At 69.8% G+C, this 12646-nt stretch carries 12 protein-coding genes; 5 read left to right on the top strand and 7 right to left on the bottom strand.

What is annotated here, in order from left to right:
- Window positions 1–95: 95 nt before the first annotated feature.
- The 3 genes from FVE89_RS22945 (at window position 96) to purQ (ending at window position 1371) form a co-directional block, all read left to right on the top strand.
- A complete protein-coding gene (locus FVE89_RS22945) occupies window positions 96–335 on the top strand; it encodes a hypothetical protein (RefSeq protein ID WP_160536582.1) in 240 nt (79 codons plus the stop codon).
- Window positions 336–451: 116 nt separating this feature from the next.
- Window positions 452–691: a phosphoribosylformylglycinamidine synthase subunit PurS gene (gene purS, locus FVE89_RS22940; protein WP_160536581.1), complete on the top strand. Its 240-nt coding sequence runs from the start codon at window positions 452–454 to the stop codon at window positions 689–691.
- On the top strand, window positions 691–1371 hold the full coding sequence (gene purQ, locus FVE89_RS22935) for a phosphoribosylformylglycinamidine synthase subunit PurQ (RefSeq protein WP_160536580.1): 681 nt from the start codon (window positions 691–693) through the stop codon (window positions 1369–1371). Before purS ends, purQ begins: the two co-directional genes overlap by 1 nt.
- A 430-nt stretch (window positions 1372–1801) precedes the next feature.
- Here the strand turns inward: purQ and FVE89_RS22930 are convergent, their stop codons facing one another.
- The 5 genes from FVE89_RS22930 to FVE89_RS22910 form a co-directional block, all read right to left on the bottom strand.
- On the bottom strand, window positions 1802–4231 hold the full coding sequence (locus FVE89_RS22930; RefSeq protein ID WP_160536579.1) for a penicillin-binding protein 1A: 2430 nt from the start codon (window positions 4229–4231) through the stop codon (window positions 1802–1804).
- Between the two features lie 168 nt (window positions 4232–4399).
- Window positions 4400–5659, bottom strand: a complete 1260-nt coding sequence (locus FVE89_RS22925) for an N-acetylmuramoyl-L-alanine amidase (protein ID WP_160536578.1) — start codon at window positions 5657–5659, stop codon at window positions 4400–4402.
- Between the two features lie 118 nt (window positions 5660–5777).
- A complete protein-coding gene (locus FVE89_RS31335) occupies window positions 5778–6476 on the bottom strand; it encodes a hypothetical protein (protein ID WP_246731141.1) in 699 nt (232 codons plus the stop codon).
- Between the two features lie 183 nt (window positions 6477–6659).
- Window positions 6660–7013, bottom strand: a complete 354-nt coding sequence (locus tag FVE89_RS22915) for a phasin (protein ID WP_160536577.1) — start codon at window positions 7011–7013, stop codon at window positions 6660–6662.
- 330 nt (window positions 7014–7343) lie between these two features.
- Complete coding sequence (locus FVE89_RS22910) at window positions 7344–8603, bottom strand: glycosyltransferase (RefSeq protein WP_160536576.1); 1260 nt, start codon at window positions 8601–8603, stop codon at window positions 7344–7346.
- Window positions 8604–8713: 110 nt separating this feature from the next.
- On the opposite strand from FVE89_RS22910, the gene FVE89_RS22905 reads away from it, so the two are divergent.
- Together FVE89_RS22905 and FVE89_RS30650 are read left to right on the top strand one after the other, a co-directional pair.
- Complete coding sequence (locus tag FVE89_RS22905; protein WP_160536575.1) at window positions 8714–9976, top strand: glycosyltransferase family 4 protein; 1263 nt, start codon at window positions 8714–8716, stop codon at window positions 9974–9976.
- Between the two features lie 95 nt (window positions 9977–10071).
- Window positions 10072–10248, top strand: a complete 177-nt coding sequence (locus FVE89_RS30650) for a hypothetical protein (RefSeq protein ID WP_202131019.1) — start codon at window positions 10072–10074, stop codon at window positions 10246–10248.
- A 200-nt stretch (window positions 10249–10448) separates the two neighbouring features.
- Here FVE89_RS30650 and FVE89_RS22900 read toward each other — a convergent pair whose 3' ends face one another.
- On the bottom strand, window positions 10449–12131 hold the full coding sequence (locus FVE89_RS22900; protein WP_160536574.1) for an acyl-CoA dehydrogenase family protein: 1683 nt from the start codon (window positions 12129–12131) through the stop codon (window positions 10449–10451).
- 251 nt (window positions 12132–12382) lie between these two features.
- Window positions 12383–12589 (bottom strand): hypothetical protein, encoded by a 207-nt coding sequence (locus FVE89_RS22895; RefSeq protein ID WP_160536573.1) that lies wholly within the window; start codon window positions 12587–12589, stop codon window positions 12383–12385.
- Window positions 12590–12646 lie beyond the last annotated feature (57 nt).

The following is a 12646-nucleotide window of genomic DNA, read 5'->3' as shown; positions in this document are numbered from 1 at the left end:
TTGGGATCGGTTGCGCAGGCCGGTCCCGGTGGGTTAGCTGCACGGGTCTCGGACGGTTCCGTCCGAGACCCGTCTTGTTTTCAGGGGTCGATCGCGTGAACGGGCGCAACGCCATCACCATCGTGAGCATGATGGTCCTCGTCGGCACGGAGGTGTTCGCCGTGGCCATCGCGGCCGGTTGGGCCCTCGCCGGGCTGTTCGATCTCGGAGAGCGGGTCGGCCATGTCCTGATGGGCCTGTTCAGCCTGTTCGCCGTCTGGATCATGCTGCAGCTCTGGCGCCGGGCGACCAGCATCGAGCCGCTGCGCGCGGGCCCTGCCGCGGCCCGCCGGTAAGCGGCCAACGTTCGACAGGCTGGCGGCCTTCCTGCTAACAGAGATCCGCGGCATCCTGTGAAACGTTGCCGCAGGTGATGTCTTCTGTTCCTGCGACGCGTGAGACCCGAAGATCCATGAAAGCCCGTATCATCGTCACGCTGAAAAACGGCGTGCTGGACCCGCAGGGCAAGGCGATCGAGGCCGCGCTCAAGTCGCTCGCCATCCAGGGCGTCGAGGGCGTGCGGCAGGGCAAGGTGTTCGACATCGAGGTGTCGGCCACGGATGCCAGCGCCGCCGAGGCGACCCTGCGCACGGCCTGCGAGAAGCTCCTGGCCAACACGGTGGTCGAGAACTACGCGATCGAGATCCTCTGATGCGCGCCGCCGTCATCGTCTTCCCCGGTTCGAACCGCGAGAGCGATGTCGTCCGGGCCCTGCGCCGGTCCGGCGCGCAGGTGAGCCTCGTCTGGCACGCGGACCACGAACTCCCGGCCGGCACCGACCTCGCCGTCCTGCCGGGCGGCTTCTCGTATGGCGACTACCTGCGCTGCGGGGCGATCGCCGGGCGGGCGGCCGCCATGGATGCGGTGCGCGCCCACGCGGCGCGCGGCGGCCTCGTGCTCGGCATCTGCAACGGCTTCCAGATCCTGTGCGAATCCGGCCTGCTGCCGGGCGTGCTGATGCGCAACGTGAACCGGCGCTTCATCTGCCACCGGCAGACGCTCCGGGTCGAGCGCACCGATACCCGCTTCACCAGCGCCTACCGGCCGGGTCAGGTCATCGACGTCTGCGTCGCCCACGGCGAGGGCAACTACTTCGCCGATCCCGAGACCCTGGCGCGGATCGAGGGCGAGGGCCGGGTGGCCTTCCGGTACTGCGACGCTGAGGGGGCCATCACCGTGGAGGCCAACCGCAACGGCTCGCTCAACGCGATCGCGGGTGTCCTCTCGGAGAACCGGGCCGTGCTCGGGATGATGCCGCACCCGGAAAACTTCGTCGAGGATCTGATCGGCGGCACCGACGGGCGCGGATTGTTCGACAGTCTGGCAGCGTGAATTTTTACGAAGACTTGTATTTACTGTCTATTAAGGTTTCCGAGGCATAAAGAGGCATCCAGAGATCTGGATGTCGAGCTGGACATCTCGTCCGCTCTGTTTGATGCCTCCCTGAAGACTCCTCGAAGCCGCTCCCTCCGGGGCGGCTTTTTTCTGTTGGGTCGGGGAGTGGGCGATCATCATACGCGGGCCCCCTCCCCCTTTGGTGCTACCGGATGCACACATCTCTTTCGGAGCGGCGCAGGCGGCTCCGCGCCTCTCCCTCCCCCCCTCTGCGGGGGAGGGAAGGCGCGTGGCGCGTCCGGATTGCCAAGCCTGGCGACGGCACACTGAGCCCGGACCCGATGGGTGAATCCCAAAGGCCCTCTGCGGGCGAGGGAGAGAAGCGGCGCCGGCTCTTTCTCAAAAGTGCGCGGCGCAGCCTCTCCGCTCAGTAAAGCCCGCCCGCCTGCGCGGCCCGGTCGGGATCGGCCGGCACGGCTGCCGCCGCGGGGGCCTGATTGCCGCCACCCGACGGAGCCACGTAGGAATCCGGCGGCGCGGTGCCGGGCTTGAACGCTTCCAGGATCGTCCCCGCCCCCTCGCTCGAACCGGCGCGGGTGCCGCTCGCGAGGTTGATGCGGATCAGCTTGATCCCCGGCGGCACGCGGAACGGCGTCGGCGGCTTGTCCTTGAGGGCGGTCTTGAGGAATTCCAGCGCGATCGGCGCCGCGATCCCGCCGCCGGTGGCACGGTCGCCGAGCGAGCGCGGCTTGTCGAAGCCGACGTAGATGCCGACCGCCAGATCCGGCGAGAAGCCCACGAACCACGCATCCTTGGCGTCGTTGGTGGTGCCGGTCTTGCCGGCGAGCGGCTTGCCGATCTGCTTCAGCAGAGTCGCGGTGCCGCGCTGGACCACGCCCTCCATGATCGACACCATCTGGTAGGCGGTCAGCGGGTCGAGCACCTGCTCGGAATCGTCCACCAGCTTCGGCTCGTCCTGGCCGGACCACTTCTCGGCGTCGCAGCCGATGCATTTGCGGTTGTCGTGCCGGTAGATCGTCTCGCCGGTGCGGTCCTGGATCCGGTCGATCAGGGTCGGCCGGATGCGCCGGCCGCCATTGGCCAGCATCGAATAGGCGGTGACCATGCGCATCACCGTGGTCTCGCCGGCGCCGAGCGACATCGGCAGCACCGGCAGCAGATCGTCGTAGACGCCGAAGCGGCGGGCATACTCGGCGATGAGCGGCATGCCGACATCCTTGGCGAGCCGGACCGTCATCAGGTTCTTCGAGTGCTCGATGCCGTAGCGCAGGGTGTGCGGGCCGCCCGACTTGCCGTCGTAGTTCGAGGGCGTCCAGGCCTCCTGGCCAGGGCCGGCCTCGATGGTGATCGGCGAATCCTGCACGATCGAGGCGGGGGTGTAGCCGTTGTCGAGCGCCGCCGAGTAGACGATCGGCTTGAACGACGAGCCGGGCTGGCGCATCGCCTGGGTGGCGCGGTTGAACTCGGATTCGTCGTACGAGAAGCCGCCCACCATCGCGTGGACGCGGCCCGTATTCGGGTCCATGGCCACGATGGCGCCGGAGACCTCGGGCTTCTGGCGCAGCCGGAACTGGCCCTTCCCGCCCTCGATCGCCTCGACATACACCATGTCGCCGGGCTGGAGGTTCGCGCGGCCGGCCCAGCGCATCCCCTCGGGGGTGATCACGCCGGTCTCCCGGTCCTTGCCCACCTGGCCGGAGGCTTCGCGCTTGGGCTGGAGCCCGATCTGGACGCCGCCGCCGCCATTGCCCAGCACCACGGCGAGACGCCAGGGTGCCACGTCGCCGAGCGCCGGAACCTCGGCGGCCGCCATGCCCCAGTCGCGCCCGGTCAGATCGACCTTGGTGACGGGGCCGCGCCAGCCATGGGCCTGATCGTAGCGCACGAGGCCGTCGACCAGCGCCTTGCGGGCCCAGGCCTGCATCTTCGGATCGAGGGTGGCGCGCACCGAGAGGCCGCCCTCGTAGAGCTTCTTCTCGCCGTAGCGCTCGGAGATCTCGCGGCGGACCTCCTCGGTGAAGTAGTTGGCGTTGGCGGCGTTCGGGAAGGCGACGCGCGGGTTGACGCCGAGCGGCATCTTCTTGGCGGAATCCGCCTCCTCCTTGGTGATGTAGCCGTTCTCCGCCATCAGGCGGATGATCTCGTTGCGGCGGTCGAGGGCCGCCTGGGTCTTGCGATAGGGGTGGTAGTTGTTCGGCCCCTTCGGCAGGGCGGCGAGGTAGGCCGCCTCGTTGATGGTCAATTCGTGGACCGACTTGCCGAAGTAATCGAGCGCCGCCGCCGCCACGCCGTGCAGGTTGCGGCCCGGGACGATCGTGCCCAAGAAGATCTCGTTGAGGTAGAGCTCCAGGATCTTGTCCTTGGAGTAGGCCGCCTCGATCCGCAGCGCCAGCAGCGCCTCCTTGATCTTGCGGTCATAGGTCTGCTCGGAGGACAGCAAGAAGTTCTTGGCGACCTGCTGGGTGATGGTCGAGGCGCCCTGCTTCTTGCCGCTCTTGGCGTTGGTCAGCACGGCGCGGACGATCCCCTCGGGGTCGATGCCGCCATGCTTGTAGAAGTTCTTGTCCTCGGCCGACAGGAAGGCGGCGACCACGATCTTCGGCATGGCCTGGATCGGCAGGTAGAGCCGGCGCTCGCGGGCGTATTCGGCGAGCAGCGAGCCGTCGGCCGCGTGGATGCGGGTCATCACCGGCGGCTCGTAATTGGCGAGCGCCGCGTGGTCGGGCAGGTCCTGGCTGTACTTCCAGTAGAAGTAGGCGCCCGCTCCGGCGGCGAGCACGAACACCACCGCGGCGGCGCTGAACAGGATCCCGAAGAAACGAAGGATCAGACGCATCCGGTGTTCCGCTCGTCGCTGGTCCGGCCGCATGCCGGAATCGGCTCACCCGGCGCGTGACCGCCGCTCACGACGCGGCCGGCCCCCGGATGGTCCCGTGAAGCCCCCTCGGAAGGCCGGTTCGACGGCTGCGAGCGGGCGTTCGGACGGCCCGTATCCACACTTACTCTATGGTAAAACTGGGGCGATGCCGGCCGCGCGACGCGTCATCGCGGGTCGTCCCAGGGTGGCGCGATTGGTGAAGAACAGGTCGATCGCCTTGGCCATGGAGCCGGTGACGCCGGCCCGCCACTCCGGCGATTGCAGCATCTCCAGGTCGTGCTTGCTCGACAGGTAGCCCAGTTCCACCAGCACGCTCGGCACGTCGGGGGAGCGCAGCACCACGAAGCGCGCCTCGCGATGGGGCTTCGTGCTCATCTCCATCACGGGGCTGAGCTGGCCCATCAGGGTCCGGGCGAAGCCCGAGGAGAAGCCGCGGGTCTCCCGCAGGGTCAGTTCCTGCAGGATGTCGGCGATGTCCGGAGGCGCCTCCGCGGCATCGACGCCCGCGGCGGCATCGGCCCGGTTCTCGCGCTCGGCGAGCTTGGCGGATTCGAGGTCGGTCGCCTTCTCGGCATTGGTGTAGATCGTGGCGCCGCGCACCTGCGGGGCCGCCGAGATCGAATCCGCGTGGATCGACACGAACAGGTCGGCCTTGGCCTCCCGGGCGAGGCGGACGCGCTCGGCGAGCGGCACGAACACGTCCCGGTCGCGGGTCATCCGGACCCGGTAGCGCCCCCCCGCCTCCAGCTTCTCGACGAGCGCCTGAGCGAAGCCGAACACGATGTCCTTCTCGAACACGCCCCCCACCGCGATGGCGCCCGGATCGGTGCCGCCATGGCCGGCATCGACCATGATCAGCGGGCGGTGGTCGGCGGGCTCGGGCGCCGCGGCCCGGGCCTGGGCGGGGGCGGGATCGGCCGCGGCCGCCGCCTTGCGGAACGCCTCGCGATCGGCGCGCTGGAGCGGGATCGTGAGTAGCACGGCGCCGTCCCTGGCCCGGGTCGTCGTCTCGATCTTTCCCACCGTGGCGGGGTTTGCGAGGTCGATGACGATGCGCGAGCGCCCGGGGGCGAACAGGCCGTAGCGGAAGGATTGCACGAGGCCGTCGCGGCGGCTGCCGGTACCGGATTCGAGCTGGAAATTGACCTCGGGCAGGTCGATCACCGCCCGGTCGGGCCGCTCCATGACGAAGCCGCGCGCCTCCACGGCCCGGGACAGCGTCAGGGTCAGGCGCGTCGTGCCGCCCTGGCTGGCGAGATCGGCCCCGATGGCGATGGCGGGCTTGTCGCCGGTCTGCGCAGCCGCGGGCGGACCCGCCAGCGCCGGCATGAGCGCCAGAGCGAGGCAGAGGCAGGCGGAACGGATCAGGCGCGCGCAGCTCGGCATCGGTGCGGTTGGGTTTCCCGTGCCCTCCGTCACGGCATGGGACCGATAGGGTTAACGGGCGGTTGCCGCAACCGCCCCGATCCGAAGGCCGACGCCGTCGCGGGGCGACGAACCGGCTTCAGCGGAAGGCCACGACGCGGCTCGCCTTGCCCACCACCGTGACCCAGCAGGTCAGGGAGGCGTCGGCGGCGCGCTGGACCTCGCCGACCTGCAGGCGGATCAGATCGGCGGGCGTGCGGACATCCGACAGGGCCCGGAAATGGGCCAGGGCGGCCTCACCCTCGCTCCGCATGTAGCGGGCGATGGTCGAGCCGATCTCGATCATGTCGATGCGGTCGGGCGCGAACACGATCCGGTTCAGCGCCGAGGGTCCAGCGGCGCGCGGCATCGGGGCGGGGACGAGATCCGGCGGGGGGACCGCGTCGCGTTCCGTCTCCGGTTCCGCGGGGTCGGCCGCATGCGGTTCATCGGGGATGTCCTGATGGGCCTCCGCGTCGCGATCCGCCTCGGGAAAACGCACCGCGTGGGCAACGCTGTCAGGGGCATCGGCTTCGAGCGCGACGTGAGGCTCGACTTGGGGCTCGACTTGGGACTCGACTCGGGACTCAGCCGGAGCGACGAGGCCCATCTCCGGGGCCGAAGCCAGAACCGGCTCGGCCTCCGCGAAGCCGGCGCGCGACAGGGCCGCCACCGACACATCCGACGCGGCCGCCAGCGTCTCGGGCAAGGATTCGAGCGGGGCGGGCATCTCCGGAGCCAGGGGCGGCTTCGGCTGCCCGTTGGAACCGGTCCCTCTCGGCCGACGCGGCTTTCCCATCGCGCGATCTCCTCCTGTCCACTTCAGGCGACCCGCAGGCGCAGCGTCCCGTCGGCTGGCCCCGTCAGGGTCGGACCTGTGACGCTCGGGCGTCGAATCGTGGGGTCCGGCCGGTCCGAAGCGGCCGCCCGGATCTTTGGGAGCGCCCCCGATCGATCGGGTTCGAGGGCGACTCGGCCGACCTCAGCGGGCGGCGTTCTGGGCGAGGGCGCCGTAATCCTTGGCCTGGGCCTGGAAGGCGGCGAACTGGCTGCGGACGAACTCGGACTGCAGCTCGAAGGCCTCGCGCAGGTCCTTGGTGCGCACGAGCTTCTGCGCGAAGTCGAAGGTCGCGTTGGCGTTGGCCTGGGCGTGATCGAACCCCTTCGCGATCACCGCGCTGAAGGTCGACTGGAAGGTCTGGCCCGAGGCCTGGACCTGCTCGGTGGCCTTGACGGCATTGGCCATCAGGGTGCCGACGGCGTTGCGGGCCTGATCGACGCTCTTCTCGGCGAAGTCGCGCATCTCGGTCGGCATCTCGAAATTCGGGGTCTGCATCTGTGTCTCCAGAGCCATCCTTGGAGCAGGACGCCGGCTGCGTCCGCCGTGACGCGCCCCTATATGTTGCACCGCAACAAGAAGTCAAGTGCATAATGGGCGGTCGGCGCGGCCCCGATGGCCGTCGATAAAATTCCGGATCCAGGATCTCGGAAGGTCATCGCACCGGGTCGGCGCTGATGTACCGTAATGGCGGCCAAGCTTCGCCATTTATTGGGACGTGATGGACTGCTACTTCGGGCAGATCCCCCGTTTACAAGAAATCTTCCCCTTGTCCAGAGGCCGAGAACGGATCGTGAATTCTTGGTTGGCCCGACCGATCGAGCCGCCTCAGGATTGTCGCAGCGCGCCCGGCCACGCAGAATGCTGCATTGCACCAGAACCATCCACGACGAGGCCGCCATAGAGCCGTTGGAGGGCGGCCGCATGGGTCGCCAGCGTCATCGGCGCGGCGCGGGCATCCGCACGGGCCTGCGCACCGAGGGTCCGGGCGCAGGCCTCGTCCCGCAGGGCCGTGAACGCCGCCGCCAGAGGGCCGACCTCCGGGGCGACCACAAAGCCGGTCTGCCCGTGCCGGACCTTCTCGGCGGCCCCGGACCGGTCCGAGGCGACCACCGGAATCCCGGCCGCCAGCGCCTCGTAGACGGTGAGCGGCCCGGTCTCGTACCAGCGCGACGGCGCGGCGAGCGCCCGGGCGCGGCGGCGCAGGATCTCCCAGACCGCTTCGGGCGCCTGCCAACCGATCACCTCCACGCCGTCCCGGGCGCGCAGCTCCGCCTCCAGGGGGCCGGCGCCGATGAACAGGGCGGGGAGCCCGGCCTCCCGGGCGGCCTCGGCCACGAGGTCGGCGCCCTTCTCGCGGGTCAGGCGCCCGACATAGGCGATCGCGTCGCCGTGCTCGGGCGCGGCGGCCGGTCCCTCGGCGATCCGGACCGGGTTGTCGATCCGATGGTGGGTGACGGTGGTGCCGCCGAGACGATCGCCCATCCGCCGCCGGCTGGCGTCGCAGACATGGACGACGTGGAGCGGCCGCCCCCGCGTCGCCTGCCGCAAAGCGACTGTCCGGGCGACGCGCACCAGCTTGTGGGCGCGGCTGCGCGCATCGCAGGGCGCCGCGATGCAGGACGCCGAGAGAGGCGCGAGGGTGCAGGGCTCCGCCCGGTCGAAGCGGTAATAGACCCCGTTCGGGCAGGCCAGGGCGTAGTCGTGCAGGGTGACCACGAGGGGCACGCCCGCGCCCGACAGGACCGGGAAGATGGCCGGCGACAGGGCGCGGGTCCATTGATGCAGGTGGATGCAGTCCGGCCGCTCCGGCAGCGCGGCGAGCGCCGCTGCGAGCCGGCGCGCGGCCGCCGCGTGCCAGATCCCGGCGGCGGCCGCCTTCGCGCCGCCGAGCGACCGGATGTCCGGCAGCCCGAGCACGACCCGCCGGATATCGGCGTGGTCGAGCAGCGGGTCGGCCGCGCCCGGGATCGCCTGGAGATAGGTGACCGAGACGCCGGCCTCGGCGAGCCCCCGCGCCGATTCCAGCGCGACCTTCTCGGCCCCGCCGCTGGCAGACGCGAACTCGGCCAGGATCACGACATGCATGGAAAACCCCGGTCGCTGCTGCCGGGATGATGGCAAAAACCAGTTTACGGGGGATCAACCGCGGGTCGTTACAACGCTCAGTCCCGAACGAGAGCCTCGGAAACACGATCGTGCACGTCGCCCTCGTCGCAGACCACGCCTCGATCAACGGCGGCCAGGCCAAGGTGGCGATCGAATCCGCCCTGGGGCTCGCCGCCCGCGGGGTCCGGGTGAGCCTGTTCGCCGCCGTCGGGCCGGTGGATCCGCGGCTCGCACCGGCCGGCATCCGGGTCGTCTGCCTGGGGCAGGACGATATCGCCACGGCGCGCAACAAGCTGGCCTTCGCCGCGCAGGCGATCTGGAACGGCGCGGCGAGCCGGGCGCTCGCCCGGGAACTCGCCGCCTGCGACCCGCGTGACACCGTGGTTCACGTCCACGCCTTCGCCAAGGCGCTCTCGCCCGCGATCGGCACGGCTCTGCGGGCCTCGGGCCTGCCCTGCCTCTACACGATGCACGAGTTCTTCCTGGTCTGCCCGACCGGCGGCTTCTACGCCTACCCCGAGCAGAAGATCTGCCACCGCACGCCCATGTCGGCCTCCTGCATCGTGGCGAATTGCGACGCGCGCAGCTACCCGCGCAAGGTCGCCCGGATGGTCCGCCATGTCGGGCTCGCGCAGGTGGCCCGGCTGCCGGAGCTGTTTTCCCACGTCGTCACGATCAGCGACCTGCAGGAGCGCGTGGTGCGGCCGCTGATGCCTTCGGGAACCGTGTTCCATCGGGTCGACAACCCGATCGCGGTGGCGCGGGCGCCGCTGCGGAGCGGGCCGCCGGGGGATTTCCTGTTCGTCGGGCGGATCTCGACCGAGAAGGGCGCGCCGATCTTCGCCGAGGCGGCGCGGCTTGCGGGGGCGCGGGCTGTGTTTGTCGGTGACGGCCCGGAGCGGGCCGAACTCGCTTCACGCTATCCGGAGGCCGTCATGCTGGGTTGGCGCGCGGCGGACGCCGTGCAGAACCTGATGCGGCAGGCAAGGGCGCTGGTCTTCCCGAGCGTCTGGTACGAGGGCCAGCCGCTCACCGTCTACGAGGCGCTGGCCTGCGGCGCACCGGTGATCGTGAGCGATGCCTGCGCGGGCCGGGAGGCGGTGATCGACGGCGAGACCGGATTCTGGTTCCGCTCGGGCGATCCCGAGGCGCTGGCCGCGCATCTGCGCAGACTCGCCGATAACGGTCTCGCCATCCGCATGGGCCGGGCCGCCTACGACCGCTATTGGGCGGCGCCGCTCAGCCTGGACGCCCATCTCGACCGTCTGGCGCGGGTCTACGAGACGGTGATGCGCGGGGCGCGCGGGCCGGTCGCGGTGCCGGCCCCCGGGCAGACGGTCGCGGCACGGTGAGCCCGTCCGTCCGCGGAAAATCGGAAACACCCGCCGTCCCTCGCGTTGTTCCGCACCGGCACCCTTGCGTGCCCCGTCACGGACGAGCGAGCGATATGGCCGACGAGCAGAAGCGGAACGAGACCAAGCCGGGCTTCCAGCAGGGCAGCGCCAAGCCGGGCGACGACAAGCACCCTGACAACAAGCAGGAGAAACTCAACGAGCGCCTGGACGACGCCCTGGAGGAGACCTTCCCGTCGAGCGATCCCGTCTCGGTGAAGATCACCAAATAGGCGGCCGCCTCTACCAGCAGGCTGAGCCAGTCACCTATCGACCGGAGAACCGCCCTCTCCTCCCCCTTGTGGGGAGGAGCCGGAGGTGGGGGTGGTGCAGGATAGGGCAGAGCGGTGCCTTCTGCACCACCCCCACCCCTAGCCCCTCCCCACAAGGGGGAGGGGAAAGCTCATACACACTCCGTGAACCGCCCGCCCGATCACGCGGCTTCGAGCAGCCGGCGGGCGATCACCTGGGCCTGGATCTCGGCCGCCCCCTCGAAGATCGACAGGATGCGGGCGTCGCACAGGATCCGGCTGACCGGGTATTCCAGCGCGAAGCCGTTGCCGCCGTGGATCTGCAGGGCGTTGTCGGCCGCCGCCCAGGCGACGCGGGCGCCGAGCAGCTTGGCCATCCCGGCTTCCAGGTCGCAGCGCTTGCCCTCGTCCTTCTCGCGGGCCGAGAAGTAGGTGAGCTGGCGGGCGATGTTGATCTCCACCGCCATCATGGCGAGCTTGTCGGCCACCCGCGGGAAGTTGACCAGCGCCTTGCCGAACTGCACCCGCTCCTCGGCGTAGCGCAGGCCGACATCGAGGGCCGACTGGGCGACGCCGATGGCGCGCGCCGCCGTCTGGATGCGGGCCGATTCGAAGGTCTGCATCAGCTGGGCGAATCCCTTGCCCTCGACCTCGCCGAGGAGGTTGGCGGCCGGCACCTCGAAGCCCTCGAAGGCCAGCTCGTACTCCTTCATGCCGCGATAGCCGAGCACCTCGATCTCGCCGCCCGACAGGCCCTGGACCGGGAACGGATCCGCGTCGGTCCCGCGCGGCTTCTCGGCGATCAGCATGGAGAGGCCCTTGTGGCCCTTCTCCTCGGGCTTGGTGCGCACCAGCACCGTCATGATGTCGGCCCGGACCGGATGGGTGATCCAGGTCTTGTTGCCGGTTATTTTCCATGTGTCGCCGTCCTTGACGGCCCGGGTCCGGAGCGAGGCCAGATCCGATCCCGTGTTCGGCTCGGTGAAGACGGCGGTCGGCAGGATGTCGCCCGAGGCGATCCTCGGCAGGAAGCGCTGCTTCTGTTCCTCGGTGCCGCCGCACAGGATCAGCTCCGCGGCGATCTCCGAGCGGGTGCCCAGCGACCCGACGCCGATATAGGCCCGGGACAATTCCTCCGAGACCACGCACATGGCGGTCTTGGGCAGGCCCATGCCGCCGTATTCCTCGGGGATCGTCAGGCCGAAGACGCCGAGTTCGGCCATCTTCTGCACGATCTCCATCGGGATGTAGGCGTTGTTCAGGTGCCATGCGTGCGCCTGATCGACCACCTCGGCCTTGCCGAAGCGGCGCATCTCGGAGCGGATCGCCTCCATGTCCTCGTCGAGGCCCGAGGCGCCGACGGTCGCCGAGCCGCTGCCGTCGCGCATCCGGGCGACCAGGGCGGCGCGGTTCGCGGGCGTGTTGCCCTCGGCGATCAGGGTCTCGACCGCCTCAGTGCGGTACTGGGCCACCTCCTTGGCGGAGAGGCCGAGCGACCCGGTGAGGCGGACCATCTCGCCCTGGCTCATCGGGATGCCGGAGAAGAGCTGGTCGAGATACTCGCCCGCGCCGATCCGCACGAGGAGCGACTCGGTCTCGCCCAACCGGCCTTCGGCCTGGAGGCGCTCGGCGTAGCCGCCGAGTTCGCGGACCGCCTCCGCGTAGGTGGCGAGCCACGCGAGGCCGTGGGCGGCGTGCTGCTGCCCCTCGAACTTGGCCGCGTCGATCCGCCCGTCCGTCCCGAGGATCCGCGTGCGGACCCGGCGCGTGGCCTCGGCGGCCAGCGCCTTGGCGCTCTCGCCGGCGGCCTTGGTCAGGGCCACGAGGTCCTGCGGCTCGGTCTGGATGGCGGGGGATGCGGACATGGTTCTGGCTCGCGTGGCGTTTTTCTAGATCGTGCCTTTTAACCTTTTCGCGGCGCAAGCCGAAGCAGATTTCGTTTGCGGCGTCTTGGACTGAAGTTGAAGACCAGCCCTTTCGGCAAGAGCCCGTTCGACTTGGAATGCCAGATCGCACCGGGGTTTACGCCTCCATCTCCTGGCAAGATTTTGCGGGGGAGGGAGAGAGGCGGCTGCCATTCAGCCTACCCGGTGATCGTCTGCGTCCCCCGCGAGCCTCACCGCTTCTGCTCGCAGCGCGTCTTCACGTAGGCACCGTCCTCGCCCTTGAAGCCGGCATTGGCGGCGAGCACCGGCCCCTGGATCAGGCATTCCTGAAGCGTGTGGGCCGGGCCCGTGACCACGTCGATGGCGGTCTCGCGCGAGCAGTCCGGGGCCTGGACCGAGGCGGCGCAGATGAGCGCGACGACGAGGATCTGGTTCATGAAGCCTCCCGGCTCGGCCCGGCTTCTCGGACGGCGGGCACCGTCAGGCGAAAGGCG

It is taken from the genome of Methylobacterium sp. 2A (genome assembly GCF_009806555.1).
Lineage (GTDB): Bacteria > Pseudomonadota > Alphaproteobacteria > Rhizobiales > Beijerinckiaceae > Methylobacterium.
The sequence above is the reverse complement of the archived record's forward strand: the minus strand, read 5'-3'. Positions and strand labels throughout refer to the sequence as shown.